General features: G+C 68.0%; 15 protein-coding genes and 1 pseudogene. 8 read left to right on the top strand and 8 right to left on the bottom strand.

Annotation, left to right across the window (positions count from 1 at the left end):
• From QZ772_RS00780 to ntrC, 7 genes and pseudogenes are all read left to right on the top strand, one after another.
• A pseudogene (locus QZ772_RS00780) lies at positions 1–306 on the top strand (fatty acid hydroxylase); the annotation flags it as partial.
• Positions 307–357: 51 nt separating this feature from the next.
• A complete protein-coding gene (locus tag QZ772_RS00775; RefSeq protein ID WP_295522055.1) occupies positions 358–1251 on the top strand; it encodes an EI24 domain-containing protein in 894 nt (297 codons plus the stop codon).
• Positions 1248–2060, top strand: a complete 813-nt coding sequence (locus QZ772_RS00770; RefSeq protein WP_295522052.1) for a molybdopterin-binding protein — start codon at positions 1248–1250, stop codon at positions 2058–2060. The genes QZ772_RS00775 and QZ772_RS00770 overlap by 4 nt, the downstream gene beginning before the upstream one ends.
• Before the next feature lie 155 nt (positions 2061–2215).
• Complete coding sequence (gene glnA, locus QZ772_RS00765) at positions 2216–3631, top strand: type I glutamate--ammonia ligase (protein ID WP_295522049.1); 1416 nt, start codon at positions 2216–2218, stop codon at positions 3629–3631.
• A 164-nt stretch (positions 3632–3795) separates the two neighbouring features.
• Positions 3796–4293, top strand: a complete 498-nt coding sequence (locus tag QZ772_RS00760) for a hypothetical protein (RefSeq protein ID WP_295522058.1) — start codon at positions 3796–3798, stop codon at positions 4291–4293.
• A complete protein-coding gene (gene glnL / locus QZ772_RS00755) occupies positions 4293–5369 on the top strand; it encodes a nitrogen regulation protein NR(II) (protein WP_295522046.1) in 1077 nt (358 codons plus the stop codon). Before QZ772_RS00760 ends, glnL begins: the two co-directional genes overlap by 1 nt.
• A gap of 24 nt (positions 5370–5393) precedes the next feature.
• A complete protein-coding gene (ntrC, locus tag QZ772_RS00750; RefSeq protein WP_295522043.1) occupies positions 5394–6983 on the top strand; it encodes a nitrogen regulation protein NR(I) in 1590 nt (529 codons plus the stop codon).
• Positions 6984–7064: 81 nt separating this feature from the next.
• On the opposite strand, the gene xth is transcribed toward ntrC, so the two are convergent.
• Positions 7065–7844, bottom strand: a complete 780-nt coding sequence (gene xth / locus QZ772_RS00745) for an exodeoxyribonuclease III (protein WP_295522041.1) — start codon at positions 7842–7844, stop codon at positions 7065–7067.
• Positions 7845–8044: 200 nt separating this feature from the next.
• On the opposite strand from xth, the gene QZ772_RS00740 reads away from it, so the two are divergent.
• Entirely contained in the window at positions 8045–8272 is a 228-nt protein-coding gene (locus QZ772_RS00740) for a hypothetical protein (protein ID WP_295522038.1), read from the top strand.
• Between the two features lie 459 nt (positions 8273–8731).
• Here the strand turns inward: QZ772_RS00740 and QZ772_RS00735 are convergent, their stop codons facing one another.
• The 7 genes from QZ772_RS00735 to QZ772_RS00705 form a co-directional block, all read right to left on the bottom strand.
• The gene (locus QZ772_RS00735) at positions 8732–9349 is read right to left on the bottom strand and encodes a DNA-3-methyladenine glycosylase I (RefSeq protein WP_295522035.1); all 618 of its coding nucleotides are present in this window, start codon (positions 9347–9349) and stop codon (positions 8732–8734) included.
• The gene (locus tag QZ772_RS00730) at positions 9346–9645 is read right to left on the bottom strand and encodes a YciI family protein (protein ID WP_295522032.1); all 300 of its coding nucleotides are present in this window, start codon (positions 9643–9645) and stop codon (positions 9346–9348) included. Before QZ772_RS00730 ends, QZ772_RS00735 begins: the two co-directional genes overlap by 4 nt.
• A 35-nt stretch (positions 9646–9680) precedes the next feature.
• Positions 9681–10286, bottom strand: coding sequence for a TetR/AcrR family transcriptional regulator (locus QZ772_RS00725; RefSeq protein ID WP_295522029.1), 606 nt, complete (start codon positions 10284–10286; stop codon positions 9681–9683).
• A 77-nt stretch (positions 10287–10363) separates the two neighbouring features.
• Entirely contained in the window at positions 10364–11752 is a 1389-nt protein-coding gene (nhaA, locus tag QZ772_RS00720; protein WP_295522026.1) for a Na+/H+ antiporter NhaA, read from the bottom strand.
• Between the two features lie 175 nt (positions 11753–11927).
• A complete protein-coding gene (gene kdpE, locus QZ772_RS00715) occupies positions 11928–12665 on the bottom strand; it encodes a two-component system response regulator KdpE (RefSeq protein WP_295522023.1) in 738 nt (245 codons plus the stop codon).
• Positions 12666–12676: 11 nt separating this feature from the next.
• Entirely contained in the window at positions 12677–15445 is a 2769-nt protein-coding gene (locus QZ772_RS00710) for a DUF4118 domain-containing protein (RefSeq protein WP_295522020.1), read from the bottom strand.
• A 34-nt stretch (positions 15446–15479) separates the two neighbouring features.
• The coding region (locus tag QZ772_RS00705; protein WP_366510511.1) for a TorF family putative porin at positions 15480–15898 on the bottom strand (419 nt) is incomplete at its 5' end.

Here is a 15898-nt window from a genome sequence, read left to right as displayed (position 1 = left end):
CGGCTTCACTTCGGCCGATGGGGCGAGCGTCTGTGGGTCAGTCCTCGATTCCATCGACTGCACCATGCCATTGGCGTCGGACATGAGGAGGTCGGTCGGCCCGGCGTGCTGGGTGGCTGCAACTTCGGGGTGCTTCTGCCCTGGTGGGACATGTTGCTTCGCACGTCCAACTTCGACGATCGCTACCTGCCCACCGGCGTGCGCGACCAAGTGGAGCCCGATGCAAGCGGCCGTTTACGCGACTACGGGCGCGGATTCTGGTCGCAACAATGGTTGGGACTGCGACGTCTGGTGGGGCGGGCCTGAACTTGCCCCGACCCGCCGGGGGCTCTCGGGCTGCGGTTATGCTGCGCGCCGATGCGTCTTCTCGCTGATTCCTGCTGGCGCGCGGCGGCCTACTGCCTCCACCCTCGGGTCATTCTGCTGTCGCTCATGCCGCTGGCGCTGATGGTCACGGCCTCCGTTGGACTGGCCTATCTGTACTGGGAGCCTGCGGTCGGCTGGACGCGTGGCGCCCTGGATGCGTGGCCCCTGCTTGCGGGTCTGTGGAACTGGCTCCAGGGCCTCTTCGCGGGCGACGTGCGCAACCTGCTGGCCCCCTTGATCGTGTTGCTGGGCGCGACGCCTGTTCTCGCGATGGTGTCGTTGATCGTGGTGGCGGCGTTCATGTCGCCTGCCTTGACGCGCCTTGTAGCAGAGCGACGCTTCCCGGCCCTGGAAAAGAAGCGCGGGGCGGGCATGGTGAGCAGCATCGTGCGCTCCGTCGCGCTGACCTTGGCAGCCGTGCTGGCTCTGCTGGTGTCGGTTCCGCTCTGGCTCATTCCTCCACTCGTGCTGGTGTTGCCGCCGCTGATTTGGGGTTGGCTCACCTGCCATGTGATGAGCTTTGATACGCTGGCCGAACATGCCAGCGCCGAGGAGCGCCGCATCCTCATGCGCCGCCACCGGCTGCGCCTGCTCACCATCGGCATCGTGTGTGGCTATCTCGGCGCAGCTCCGAGCATCGTGTGGGCCTCCGGGCTGGTCTTCGCCGCGGCGTTCTTCATCCTGATTCCCGTGGCGATGTGGATCTACACGCTGGTCTTCGCCTTCTCGGCCCTGTGGTTCGCCCATTACGCGCTCGAGGCTCTGGCGCAGTTGCGGCGCGAGATGGCTGCTTCGGCCGAGCCAGCCACCGCTCTGACGTCCGTCGGACCACCGCCGGACATGCCCGTGCCGCTCCTGCCTTCTTCCACTCCTCCTTCAGCATGAGTTCTTCTGAAAGCCGGGCCTTCGGCCTGATCATCGTCGGCGACGAGATCCTCTCGGGCAAGCGCGCCGACAAGCACATGGCTCGGATCATCGAACTGCTCGCCGCGCGCGGCCTGTCGCTGTCCTGGGCAGAGTATGTCGGCGACGATCCGGTGCGTATCACCGCAGCCCTTCAGCGTGCCTTCGAGGGGCCGGACATCGTCTTTTCCACTGGTGGCATCGGTGCCACGCCCGATGACCACACGCGCCAGTGCGCCGCGGCGGCGCGGGGTGTGCCGCTGGCGCTCCATCCGGAAGCCGCCGAGCTGATCCGTGAGCGCATGCGGGACACTGCGCGCGAACAGGGCGTGCCCTTTGAGCCCGATCGTGCCGACAACATCCATCGCCTCAACATGGGGGTGTTTCCGCAGGGCGCGTCGATCATTCCCAACCCCTACAACAAGATTCCCGGCTTCAGCGTCGCTGACGTCCATTTCGTGCCCGGCTTCCCGGTGATGGCCTGGCCGATGGTCGAATGGGTGCTGGACCATCGGTACGCCCACCTTCATCGGGAGGCGGCCGTGCTGGAGCGCTCGCTGATCGTTTTCGGTGCAATGGAAGCCAGCCTCACGCCTCTCATGGAGGCCATCGAAGGCGAATTCGGCGGCGTCAAGGTGTTCAGCCTGCCCAGCGTCGACCATCCGCAGTACGGAAAGCATATCGAGCTGGGCGTCAAGGGCGACGTGCGCCAACTTGAGTCGGCCTATGCACGCCTCAAGCAAGGGTTATCCGATTTTGGTGCATCGATAGGCCCTGAGTTGGTGCGATAAATCGCAGTGCACTATGGAGGTGCATTCATGCGCTCGGCGCCCCGAGAACAATCTCACGCGATCAACAGTGCCGACACAGTTGAAAATGGCATAGAACCTGCGTTTGTCTCAGGCGCTAGTTTCGTCAACCCCTTCCATTCCCCCAGGAGAACCTGATGGCAAAGACCGTCGCCGACGTCATGAAACTCGTCAAGGAAAACGAGGTCAAGTTCGTCGACTTCCGATTCACCGACACCCGCGGCAAGGAACAGCACGTGACCGTGCCCGTTTCGGCCTTCGATGAAGACAAATTCACCTCGGGTCATGCCTTCGATGGCTCCTCGATCGCTGGCTGGAAGGGCATCGAAGCCTCCGACATGCAGCTGATGCCCGACCCGAGCACCGCCAACATCGATCCCTTCTTCGAAGAGACCACGCTGTTCCTGCAGTGCGATGTGCTCGAGCCCGCCGACGGCAAGCCCTACGACCGCGATCCCCGCTCGGTCGCCAAGAAGGCCGAGGCCTACCTGAAGTCCACCGGCCTGGGCGACACCGCCTACTTCGGTCCCGAGCCCGAGTTCTTCATCTTCGACAGCGTTCGCTGGAGCAACGAGCCCGGCCGCGTCTTCAGCGAGATCGACGAGTACGAAGCGCCCTGGAACAGCGGCGCCAAGATGGAAGGCGGCAACCGCGGTCACCGTCCCACCACCAAGGGCGGCTACTTCCCCGTTCCTCCGGTCGACAGCACCCAGGACATGCGTTCCGAAATGGTCCTGGTCCTGGAAAGCCTGGGCATCCCCGTCGAAGTGTTCCACCACGAAGTGGCTGGCGCCGGTCAGAACGAAATCGGCACCAAGTTCTCGACCCTGGTTGAGCGCGCCGACTGGACTCAGGTCCTGAAGTACGTGGTCTGGAACGTGGCCAACACCTACGGCAAGACTGCCACCTTCATGCCCAAGCCCTACGCGGGCGACAACGGCTCGGGCATGCACGTGCACCAGTCCATCTGGAAGGACGGCAAGAACCTGTTCGCTGGCGACGGCTATGCCGGCCTGTCCGACACCGCCCTGTACTACATCGGCGGCATCATTAAGCACGCCCGCGCGCTGAACGCGATCACCAACCCCGGCACCAACAGCTACAAGCGCCTGGTTCCCGGCTTCGAAGCCCCTGTGAAGCTGGCCTACTCGGCCAAGAACCGCTCAGCCTCGATCCGCATCCCCTTCGTCGCCAACCCGAAGGGCCGCCGCATCGAAGCGCGCTTCCCCGATCCCTCGGCCAACCCCTACCTGTGCTTCTCGGCCCTGCTGATGGCCGGTCTGGACGGCATCGAGAACAAGATCCACCCGGGCGAAGCCGCCACCAAGGACCTGTACCACCTGCCGCCGGAAGAGGACGCGCTGGTCCCCACCGTCTGCCACAGCCTGGACCAGGCTCTCGAGTACCTCGACAAGGACCGTGCCTTCCTGACCAAGGGCGGCGTGTTCACCGATTCCATGATCGATGCCTACATCGACCTCAAGATGGGCGAAGTCACGCGCTTCCGCATGGCCCCGCACCCGGTCGAGTTCGACATGTACTACTCGCTGTGATGTTCCCGGGCGCCTCGGCGCCCGGCGATATCGCAAACAAGGACGGCCCAGGCCGTCCTTTTTCTTTGGTGCGGGAACCGGCCTGTCGGCCCGTCTTCCAATTGCAAGACAATGCGGCGCGGCATCTTCCTGCCGCGCCAAGCCCTTTCTCTCCGTCCGTGATGATGAAACCCTACCTGCCTCTTCTTGTCCTGCTCGGTTTGGGCTGCTCTATCGGCGCGCAGGCGCAGGAGCGCATCTGGCGCTGTGGCAACGAGTACACCAACAACGCTGCCGATGCGCAGCGCCGTGGCTGCAAGGTGGTCGAGGGAGGCAATGTGACCGTGGTGCAGGGCACGCGGCCTGCGGGTGCAGCCACGTCTTCATCGCCCGCCGCTTCGCGGCCCGCTGGCGCGGGCCCGCGTGTCGATTCGCCCGAGCAGCGTGCGCGCGACAGCGACGCTCGCCGAGTACTCGAAGGCGAGCTTCGCCGACTGGAAGCCCGGCAGTCCGAGCTGTTGAAGGACTACAACAATGGCGAGCCCGAGAAGCAGGGCAGCGAGGCGCGCAACTATCAGAAGTACCTGGACCGTGTGGCCGAGATGAAGGCCGAGCTTGCCCGCAATGAGGCCGACCTGGCCAGCCTGCGCCGCGAACTGGACCGCCTGCCGGCGTCTCGCTGATGGCCTTCGGTACGGTTGCGCGCGCCAGCAAGCGCTTCCAGGCCTTCGATCTGCTCGCCACACTGGTGGTGGTGATCCGCCACGACGGCACGATCCTCTTTGCCAACTCGGCCCTGGAGGACGCGTTGGGTACCTCGCGCCGCACGCTCGAAGGCGCGGCGCTGGGCAACTTCTTCGTCGATGCCGGGACGCTGCGCACGGCCATCGATGGTGCACGCAGCAACGACTTCGCCACCCTGCGCTACGAGGCCCAGCTGCGCCGCGGCACGCAGGAGCCGCTGCCGGTGCTGGTCACGCTGGCCCAGGCCGATCGCAAGGCTGAACTGCTGCTGGAGATGTCGCCGCAGGAGCAGCAGGTGCGCCAGGATCGCGAGGTGCGCCTGCTCGACCAGGCCCAGGCCAACAAGGAGCTGATCCGTAACCTCGCGCACGAGATCAAGAACCCGCTGGGCGGCATCCGGGGTGCAGCGCAGCTGCTGCAGATGGAGATCGAGTCGCGCGACCTCATCGAATACACGCAGGTCATCATCCACGAGGCCGACCGGCTGCAGTCGCTGGTGGACCGTCTGCTGGCGCCGCATCGGCGCCCGCATGTGGTGGGCGACGTCAACATCCACGAGGTGTGCGAGCGGGTGCGCTCGGTGTTGCTGGCCGAGTTTCCTCACGACCTGGAGGTGGAGCGCGACTTCGACCCCTCCATTCCCGAATTCCGGGGCGATCGCGAGCAGCTGATTCAGGCCACGCTCAACATCGCGCATAACGCGGCGCAGGCCCTGTCCGAGCGGCGCGCTGCCGGCGATGCCCGCATCATCTTTCGCACCCGCATCGCCCGTCAGGTCATTCTCAACAAACAGTGGTGGCGATTGGCACTGGAATTGCATGTCATCGACAACGGCCCGGGTGTCCCGGACTCGATCAAGGACCGCATCTTCTATCCGCTCGTGTCGGGCAGGGAGGGCGGGACCGGATTGGGGCTGACACTGGCGCAGACCTTCGTGCAACAGCACCATGGGGTCATCGAGTGCGACAGCGTGCCCGGCCGAACCGACTTCACGATATTGATACCGCTGCCGTAGCAGGAAAGGATAACAAGGAGCTGCATGAAGCCGATCTGGATAGTGGACGACGACCAATCGATACGCTTCGTGCTTGAAAAGGCGCTGTTGCGAGAGGACCTGCCCACGCGCAGCTTCACCAATACGCGCGAGGTGCTGGCGGCGCTCGAGGCCGCCAACGATGACGAGATGCAGGGGCCACAGGTGCTGGTCAGCGACATCCGCATGCCAGGCGGTTCGGGCCTGGACCTGCTCGACAAGATCAAGCAGAAGCACCCCGGCCTGCCGGTCATCATCATGACCGCTTTCTCCGACCTGGACAGTGCTGTGTCGGCCTTCCAGGGCGGTGCCTTCGAGTACCTGCCAAAGCCCTTCGATCTGCCGCGCGCCGTCGAGCTCATCCGCCGCGCGGTGGACGAGAGCCAGCGCGAGGAGGTGGCCGAGGAGCGCATGCAGGCCACGCCCGAGATGCTGGGGCAGGCGCCGGCGATGCAGGACGTGTTCCGTGCCATCGGTCGGCTGTCTCAGAGCAATGTGACGGTGCTGATCACCGGCGAGTCCGGCTCTGGCAAGGAGCTGGTGGCCCGCGCACTGCACAAGCATTCGCCGCGGTCCAACGGACCCTTCGTGGCGATCAACACCGCGGCAATCCCGAAGGACCTGCTGGAAAGCGAACTCTTCGGCCATGAGCGCGGCGCCTTTACCGGCGCGCAGACCATGCGTCGGGGCCGCTTCGAGCAGGCCGACGGCGGGACGCTATTCCTCGACGAAATCGGCGACATGCCTTTCGACTTGCAGACACGTCTGCTGCGCGTACTGTCGGATGGGCATTTCTACCGGGTTGGCGGGCACAACGCCGTGAAGGCCAACGTGCGCGTGATCGCGGCCACGCACCAGGACCTGGAGCAACGGGTCAAGCAGGGCGTGTTCCGCGAGGACTTGTTCCACCGTCTCAACGTCATCCGGCTGCGCCTGCCGGCCCTGCGCGAGCGCAAGGAAGACGTGCCGTCGCTCACTCGGCACTTCCTGCAGCAGAGTGCCAAGCAACTGGGTGTGGAGCCCAAGCGCATCTCCGATGCGGCACTGGCGCAGCTGTCTGCCTTCAACTTTCCGGGCAACGTCCGCCAGCTGGAGAACATCTGCCACTGGCTGACGGTGATGGCGCCCGCCCAGCTGATCGAGCCGAAGGATCTGCCGCCGGAAGTGCTGACGAATGCGTCGTCCGAATCGGGCCATGCGCCGGTTGCCCTGCCGCAGGTCGGGGTAGGCGTGCCCATGGCTTCCGCTGAGCCAGTGGGCGTGGAGCCAATCACGGCAACGGGTGGTGGTGGGACCCACCTGTCCATGCCTGCGCCCGCGGCGATCCCTGTCGCGGCGCCCTTGGCGGGCGCGGCGTCTGCCGCACCGCCAAGTGGCTGGGAGCAGGGGCTCGACGCGGAAGCCCAGGCCATGTTGGCGGCCGGTCAGCCGGACGTCTGGGATGCCCTGTCGCGCCGATTCGAGTCGCACCTCATTCTGACGGCGCTGTCGTTCACACGGGGTCGCCGGATCGAGGCTGCGCAGAAGCTCGGCATCGGTCGCAACACCATCACGCGCAAGATCGCGGAGCTCGGTCTGGATCAGGACGACGCCTGAGCAGCCGCGCGGCCCAAGCGCCCGAGGGCGCGTGGGTTGTTGTTCGACTGAAGGTCGTCGGCCGATGGCCCAGCCGATGGCTCAGTCCGCCAGATCGAGCACCACCGGCGCATGGTCGCTGGGCTTTTCCCATCTGCGCGGCACCCGATCGATGGTGCAGGCGCGCACTTCGGGCACCAGGGCTTCGCTCACCAGAATGTGGTCGATGCGCAGGCCGCGGTTCTTCTGGTAACCCAGCATGCGGTAGTCCCACCACGAGAAGCTCTTCTCCGGCTGTTCGAACAGCCTGAAGCTGTCGACCAGGCCGAGTTGCAACAGCGCCTGGAAATGCTGGCGCTCCTCGGTCGTGTGATGGATGGTCTCTTTCAGACCGACCGGGTCGTAGCTGTCGCGGTCTTCTGGCGCAATGTTGAAGTCGCCCAGCAGCACCAGTCGGGGATGCGCGGCCATCTCGGTGCTCAGCCAGTCCCGAAGCGCCTCTAGCCAGCGCATCTTGTAGGTGAACTTGTCGGAGCCGGGTGCCTGGCCATTGACGAAGTAGCCATTGACCACGCGCAGCGGGCCCTTCGAGGTATCGACGGTGGCGCTGATCACGCGTGAATGCTCGTCCTCGAAGCCGCCGATGTTGCGGTGGACTTCACGCAGGGGAGCCAGGCTCAGCAGCGCCACGCCGTTGTAGGTCTTCTGGCCAAAGCTTACGGCCTCGTAGCCGGCGGACTTGAGCACCTCCAATGGGAACTTGTCGTCCGTCATCTTGAGCTCCTGCAGGCACAGCAGGTCGACGGGGTTGGCGATCAGCCAGTCCAGCACGTGCTGGAGGCGGGCGGTGAGCGAGTTGACGTTCCAGGTGGCAATGCGCATATCAATTGAAGTCGTTGTCCTGGAACACATTTTGCGCTGAGCGGCTTACCTGGCCCGGCAACGTGTCGTGGCCTCCGCACTTCAGACCGCCGTCTGCTGCGTCGACCTGCCTTCACTCGCCGGGCACCTTCCAGAATGCGCCGTGGCGTGTGCTGGGGTTGACCGGGCTGACGCCGTCGACCGCCATTGCCTTTGACGCCATGACCGACGGCCGCAGGGATGCGGGGCTCGGCGATGTCCGCGAGATGAACTTGCACGCGGTCCTGGGCGCGGCATCGTCTGCCTGGACCAGCGATGAGGACGCGTCCATGAACGATGCCGACGGAGGAGAGTCGGTGGCGCTGGCGGCCTATTTATGGCTCGGGCGAAGAAATGCCACGGGGCGCACGCTGCGGCGACGAGTGCGCGGCTTTGACTTAAGTCAATAAACCGGCGTTCTTGAGCGCTTTGATGGATCAGCGTTCTCAATTCGAGCGCAGCAATGGGCAAGGCGCGGTGGGCGCGCTTCAATGGCTCCGACGATGAGCGAGGGGCTAATTTCGGGGTGGTCGGAGGCCCCCGCGGGCGACGAAGCCCTAAGCCTGACGCTTGCGCGGCGCCGGAGTGCGGAGCCGCTCGTAGGCGGCGCTGCGCAACTTGAGCAGGTACCTGCGCTTCCAGCCCTCTGAATGGTTGGGTTGTGAAAGAGGGCTGAGGTCCGCCCAGTCCGAAGGGTCAGGCATTGGGGACGCGTCAGAATCCCCGCGCTGTGCACTGTCGTTAGATCTGTCCATCCTCACGTCCTCCTGAATTTGCGGAGAGATTGTGATTTGATGAAAACAGATTTGCAAACTTAAGTTGCAATCTAGAACGACGGTGACGCTAATCTGACCATGCCCCAAAACGGCTCACAGATTTCCGCTCGGTGGCTGAAATCGGGCCCGCGCGTCCATCGCCTTTTCCCGAAACGCGCATCCCACCGCATGGTCGTTGACCAGGCCCATGGCCTGCATGAACGCATACACCGTCGTCGGGCCCACGAATTTCCAGCCGCGCTTCTTCAGATCCTTCGACATGGCGACGGAGGCCGGCGAAGTGGCCCGCACCGTCACGCCATTGCCCCGGTCGGCGGGGTCTTCATGCCGCCAGACATAGGCGGCCAATGAGCCTTCGCGGGCAATCAGCTCCTGCGCGCAGCGCGCGTTATGGATGGCGGCCTCGATCTTGCCGCGGTGGCGCACGATGCCGGCGTCCTGCAGCAGCCGGGCCACATCGGCCTCGCCGAAGGCGGCCACGCGGTCGAAGTCGAAGCCGACGAACGCCGCACGGAAGTTCTCGCGTTTGTTCAGGATGGTCAGCCAGCTCAGACCGGACTGGAAGCCTTCCAGGCACAGCTTCTCGAAAAGGCGCCGGTCGTCGGCGACGGGGTAGCCCCACTCGTGGTCGTGGTAGTGGCCGTAGGCCGGTGTGGCCGCGCACCAGCGGCAGCGTTCGTGGCCATCCGGCCCGGGCAGGGTGCCCATCATGCGATGGCTCCCTCGGCCAGGAAGGCCAGTCGCGCGTCGGTGCGCGAGGGCGCGATCTCCAGGATCTCCGCCTCCACCACGCCCTGGACCATGAAGGGATCGGCGGCCACGCGCGCGGTCATGGCTTCGCGGCTTTCCCCATGCGCGAGGATGGCACCGCCCGTCTGCGGATGCAGGCTGCCCGCAAGCAGGAACACACCGTCGTCGAAGCCCTGGCGCAGCCAGGTGGTGTGGTCCTCCATCCAGCGCGCGGACTCGGCCCGGCGCTCGGTGAAGCGAAGCACGATGGTGTACATGGGTTCTCCTCCTTGGGAGTTGGAACGGCGGCGCGTCAGGCTGCGGCGCGCCGCGAGGGGCGGCGGGCGGCCGGTGCGAGCACCTCGGCCAGCCAGGATTCCAGCAGCAGGACCTCGGCCGCAATGAAGGCGGGGTTGCGAAAAGCCTGCGCCAGCACCGCAACGCCCTGGCTGCGCGCCAGCAGATGCATGGCCAGCCCTGGCGCCTCGTCGCCCAGGCCGGCACGCGCGAATTCGTTCGCCAGCCAGTCGCGGAACAGCGCGAACACGTCGCGTGCCGCGCCGAGTGCCGGATGGTCCAGCTTGCCCAGTTCCGCGCACAGCGAGCCCACGGGACATCCGTGGGCCATGATCGGCGCCTGGTTGGCGAGCAGCATGTGGACGAAGCAACGCAGGCGTCCGGCCGGCGCCTCGCCTGCCGCGCTCCACGCTGCCAGCAGGGCCTCGGTCCCGGCCAGTCGCTGGGCAATCACCGCATCGAGGATCTCGTCCTTGCTCTTGAAGTGGTGATAGAAGTTGCCGCGCGAGATGCCCACGGCCTGCGCCACATGGGCAAAGGAGGTGTGGGTGAAGCCCTGGCTGTAGAACAGCGCATCGGCGGCATCGACGATCTGCTGGCGAGTGGGAGAGAGGTCGGGCACGGTTGCGGTCGGTGGCGAATGGCTAGGACGGGTGTCCTAATCATGGCGCGCGAGCATAGGACGCCCGTCCTAGGTCGTCAAGCGGACGATGTCGGCGCTGCGCCGGCCCAAGCCGCTCGCTGGCGCGCGCGATAGACCCATCCCCAGCCCAGCCCCAGTACCGCCGCCACCAACGACGCCGCGAGCACGCCCAGTTTGGCGGCTGCCAGCAGGGCCGGGTCGGCAAAGGCCAGCATGGCGATGAAGATGGACATGGTGAAGCCGATGCCGGCCAGCAGGCCCACCAGCGCGATGCCGCCCCAGTCCACACCCGGCGGCAGGCGGCACAGGCCGCTGCGCACCATGAGCCAGCTGGCGCCGATGATGCCCAGCGGCTTGCCGGCCACCAGCGCGACCATCACGCCCGCCATCACCCAGCCCGCGGCGCTGGCGTCGCCACCACCGCCGCCGAGGTGCACGCCGGCATTGGCCAGCGCGAACACCGGCATCACGCCGAAGGCGACCCAGGGATGCAGCGCCATCTGCACGCGGGAGACGGCGGGCACCAGTTCGCGCTGGGCCTGCAGCAGCTGTCGCCGCGGATGCAGCAGGGCCGCCGGTGCAGCACCCAGGCGGGCGTCCTGCGCCGCACTGCGCAGGTGGGTGGCGGCCTCGTCGATCAGCTGCTGGGCTGGCAGGCCGAGCCGGCCGGGGCGCACGGGCGTCATCAGGCCCAGCACCACGCCGGCCAGCGTGGGGTGCGCGCCGGTCATCAGGATGCCGCCCCACAGCACCGCGCCCGGCAGCACATAGGCCCAGGCCGAGCCGGCGCCGATGCGCTGCAGTCCCAGCACCATCAGCACGCCGATGGCGGCCACCGCGAAGCCGGCCGGCGCCAGGCCGCCCGAATAGAAGAGGGCGATGATCAGCACCGCGATCACGTCGTCGATGATGGCCAGGGCCAGCAGGAAGACGCGCACATTGCCCGGGATGCCCCGGCCCAGCAGCGCGAGCACGCCGACGGCGAAGGCGATGTCGGTGGCCGTGGGCACGGCCCAGCCGGCCTGTCGGACGGGGTCGTGGTTGAGCGCCAGGTACAGCAGTGCGGGCACGGCGACGCCGCCCAGCGCCGCGCCGATGGGCAGCAGCGCCTGCCGCAGGTTGGAGAGCGCGCCTTCGTGGATCTCGCGGCGGATCTCCATGCCCACCACCAGGAAGAACAGCGTCATCAGCCCGTCGTTGATCCAGAAGTGCAGCGAGGGCGCGGCGGACCAGGCGCCGATGCTGATGCCGACCGGCAGGTGCCAGAGCGCGTCGTAACTGCCTTGCCAGGGCGAGTTGGCCCAGATCAACGCGAAGGCCGCGGCGGCCAGCAGCACGATGCCGCTGACGGCTTCGATGTGGAGGAAACGTTCGAAGGCGGCGAAGGCGCGTTGGGCGATGCGCTGGGCGCGCGGAAGGGCATGGGGCGTGGCTGTCCGATGCATGGACGGATCTCCAGGAGCGATCCGCGAGGCGGCCCGACCTTCGCGACTCCTGCGTGGCGCCCGTCTGCGCCTCGCACCCAAGCCGGCCATGATAGCCCGCCGCAGCCCGCGCTCATGCCAGCCCGCGGCAGTCGCGGCTGTGCGGGTTGTCCCACGCGCGGCCGCGGTGCGCCGGTCAGGCTGGCTGCAGCACCAGCCGGTAGCCCACGCCCGTCTCTGTCAGCAGGTGGCGCGGCTGCGCCGGGTCGAGCTCCAGCTTCTGCCGCAGGTGGCCCATGTAGACGCGCAGGTAATGGCTTTGCTCGGAATGCGATGGACCCCAGACCTCGCGCAGCAACTGGCGATGCGTGAGCACGCGGCCGGCATTGGCAATCAGCGTGCACAGCAGCCGGTATTCGGTGGGCGTGAGATGCAGGGGCTCGCCGCCGCGCCGCACCTGGCGGTTCATGCGGTCGACTTCGACGGCGCCTTCACCCTCGCCGAAGCGGAACACTGGATCGGCCTGGACTTCGCCGACCGCGCGAGGCCGCCGCAGGTTGGCCCGCACGCGTGCCAGCAGCTCGCCGGTGCCGAAGGGCTTGGTGAGGTAGTCGTCGGCGCCGGCGTCGAGCGCGGCGATCTTGTCTGCCTCGTCGCTGCGGGCCGAGAGCACGATGATCGGCACGCCCGACCAGCCCCGCACGTCGCGGATCAGCTCGAGACCGTCGCCGTCGGGCAGGCCCAGGTCCAGCACCAGCAGGTCGGGCTGGCGGGTGCCGGCCATGGCCAGGCCCTCGCGCAACTCGCCGGCCTCGTGCACCTGCCAGCCCTCGGCCTCCAGCGCGCCGCGCACGAAGCGGCGGATCTGCGGCTCGTCCTCGATGACGACGGCAGTGGGGGCGGTGGCGGAAGGCGGCGGGGCGGCGACAGGCATGGCGGCAGGATTCAGGGTGGCGCGGTAGGGGGATCGCGCCGCGGCAGCACGACAGTGAATTCTGCGCCGCCGCCCGCCGCGTCCGGCACCGCATCGGCCGCATGGATCTGCCCGCCATGGGCCTGCACGATGGCCTTGCAGATGGCCAGACCCAGGCCCACGCCGGGCGTGGCCGACTCGGCATGGCCGCGGGTGAACTTCTCGAAGAGCTGGTCCGGCTGGCCCTGCAGCGACGCGGGCAGGCCGGGGCCGTGGTCGCGCACGGTCAGCTGCAGCGTCTGCGGCAGCGCCCGCGCCGAAATCACCACCGGCGGCGCACCGTAGCGGGCGGCGTTCTCCAGCAGGTTGACCAGCACGCGCTCGAGCAGCACGGCGTCGAACTCGACCAGCGGCAGCTCGGCGGGCAGGGACGTGCGAACGGCGCCGGCGGGCAGCACGGAGCGGGTGGCGCGGATGGCGCTGCCGACCACTTCCTCCACCGATTGCCAGTCGTGCCGCAGGCTCACGGCCGCGCCGGCCGCCCCGCTTTCGAGCCGGGCCATGTCCAGCAGGTTGTTGACCAGCGCGCTCAGCGCCCGGGCCTGCGCCACGATGGCCTGCGTGGCTTCGCCGATGGCGGGCGACGCATCGGCGCCGGGCAGGCGCTGCAGCGATTCGGCCAGCGCGATCAGCGCCGTCAGCGGCGTGCGCACGTCGTGCGACAGCGCGCCCAGCAGCGCATTGCGCAGGCGTTCGGATTCGATGTCGACGACCGCCTGCTGTGCCACCTCCACGTAGTGCACCCGCTCCACGGCGATGGCGATCTGGCGGGCCAGCGTCTCCAGCTGCTGGGCCTGCTCGGGCACGAGCAGCCAGCGTGGCTCGGCCGGCCGCAGGGCCAGCACGCCGCGCACCCGCATCGGTGCCTTGAGCGCCACGTAGTGCCAGGGCTGGGCCGACAGCGTGCCGGTGCCCAGGCCTGCGCTCTGGCCATGCTGCCAGGCCCAGTCGGCCACGCTGAAGTCGAAGCCCGCGGGCGCGGCGGCCGGTGGCTGCAGCCGGTCTTGCGCGTCGGCGGTGAGCACCAGCGCCTCGCCGCCGAAATGCCGCTGCACGGCGGCGGCGCCGATGTCCGCCACCTGTGTTCGCTCCAGCGCGGCCGACAGGTCGCGCGTCAGCTCGAACAGCGACTGCGTGCGCAGCGCCCGGCTGGCCGACACGGCGGCCTGGAAGCGCAGCCCCGCCGTGAGCTGGCCCACCAGCAGGCCCACGCCCAGCATCACGGCGAAGGTCAGCACGTACTGCACGTCGCTCACCGCGAAGGAGAAGGTGGGCTGCACGAAGAAGAAGTCGAAGGCCAGCACGTTGATCAGCGCGCCGAAGGCCGCCGGCGTGCGGCCGAAGCGCCACGCCACGCCCACCACGCCCAGCAGGTAGAGCATGACGATGTTCGACAGCTCCAGCACGCCCGACAGAGGCGTGGCCAGCAGCGTCACACCCACGCAGACAGCGGCGGCGCAGGCCAGGCCCTTCCACGGCCCCGCCGCGCGCGCGGGTTCGTCCTCGGTGTTGCCGGTGCGCAGACCGGCGGGCGAGCGGGCCAGGCGACGCGCGCTGTCGGTGCGGCCCACGCAGACCAGGTCCAGGTCGGGGGCGCGGCGGCCCAGCCGCTCGGCCAGCGGCCGGCGGATGCGGGCCAGCCAGCGGTCCCAGGCCGGCGCGTCTGCGCTGCCGGCCGCGGGGCCGAGGATCAGCGTGGCGCAATTGAGGCGTCGCGCCTGCGCCGCCAGCGCGCCGGCCACGTCCTCGTCGGTGAGCACGGCGGTCTCGGCGCCCAGTTCCTCGGCCAGGTGCAGGGCGGCCAGCACCTGGTCGCGCTGGCCGGCGGGCATACGGGCGAGCCGCGCCGTCTCCACATAGGCCGCATGCCAGCGCACGTTGAGCTGGCCGGCCATGCGTGCCGCCACGCGCACCGTGTGGGCCGCGGCCTCGCCGGGGCCGATGGCCGCCAGCAGCGCGCCCGAGGTGTTCCAGGCGGGCGGCGTCTGGCCGTCGGCGCGGGCGCCCGACTGCTCCACCCGCCAGCCGCGCACGTCGTCTTCCACATGCTCGGCGGTGCGGCGCAGGGCGATCTCGCGCAGCGCGATCAGGTTGCCCTTGCGGAAGAAGTTCTGCTGCGCCTGCCGCGCCTGCTGCGGCAGGTAGACCTTTCCGGCGGCCAGGCGGGCCAGCAGCTCGTCGGGCGTGGCATCGACCAGCACCACCTCGTCGGCCTCGTCCAGCACGCCGTCGGGCACGGTCTCGTGCACGCGGATGCCGGTGATGGCGCCCACGGTGCCGTTGAGGCTTTCCAGGTGCTGCACGTTGAGGGCGGTCCAGACCTCGATGCCGGCTTCCAGCAGCTCCTGCACGTCCTGCCAGCGCTTGCCGTGGCGCGAGCCGGGGGCGTTGCTGTGGGCCAGCTCGTCCACCAATAGCAACTGCGGGCGGCGGACCAGGGCGGCGTCCAGGTCGAACTCGCGCAGCACATGGCCGCGGTGCGGCGTCTGGCGCAGCGGCAGCTGTTCCAGGCCGTGGACCAGCGCGGCGGTCTCGGCGCGGCCGTGGGTCTCGACCACGCCGACCACCACGTCGCGGCCCGCGGCGCGCTCGCGCTTGGCGGCGCTGAGCATGGACCAGGTCTTGCCCACGCCGGCGTTGGCGCCGAAGTAGATGCGCAGCCGGCCCCGGCGGGCGCGCCCATCCTCGGCCTGCATCTGCGCCAGCAAGGCGTCGGGGTCGGGGCGTTCGCGCTCGGTCATCGGGGCGGCAGGTTAGCAGCGGGCCGCACCGTCGTCAGAAGGTCTTGGTCAGCGTGGCGATGAAGCGTGCCTTGTTGGGCGACTCGCTGGTCGTGAAGGTGCCGGCGGGCAGCACGAGCTGGCCGGTGGTGGCCTGGTAGGCGTCCTTTTTGTTGGCGCCGACGATGGCGCCGGTCAGGCTCAGGCCACCGCCGAAGTCGTAGGTGGCGCCGACGTTGTAGTCCACGTAGCTCTTGTAGGGCGTGTTGCGGCGGATGTCGCTGGACAGCGCGGTGTAGCCCACCGAGGCCTTCAGCGTCACCTTGGGGAAGATTTCCTTGCTGTATGCGATGTTCAGGTAGCCGGTGCCGCGGCCCTTCCAGCCGGTGGTGCGGTTGCTGGCGAAGCCGAAGTAGTCCTTGGAGACGGTGCTGGAGTACTTGACGGTGAAGGCGCCGATGGTCTCGTCGCTCC

This window comes from uncultured Pseudacidovorax sp., from assembly GCF_913773995.1.
Taxonomy (GTDB): domain Bacteria; phylum Pseudomonadota; class Gammaproteobacteria; order Burkholderiales; family Burkholderiaceae_C; genus Xenophilus.
This window is presented reverse-complemented; position numbering and strand designations above follow the sequence as displayed.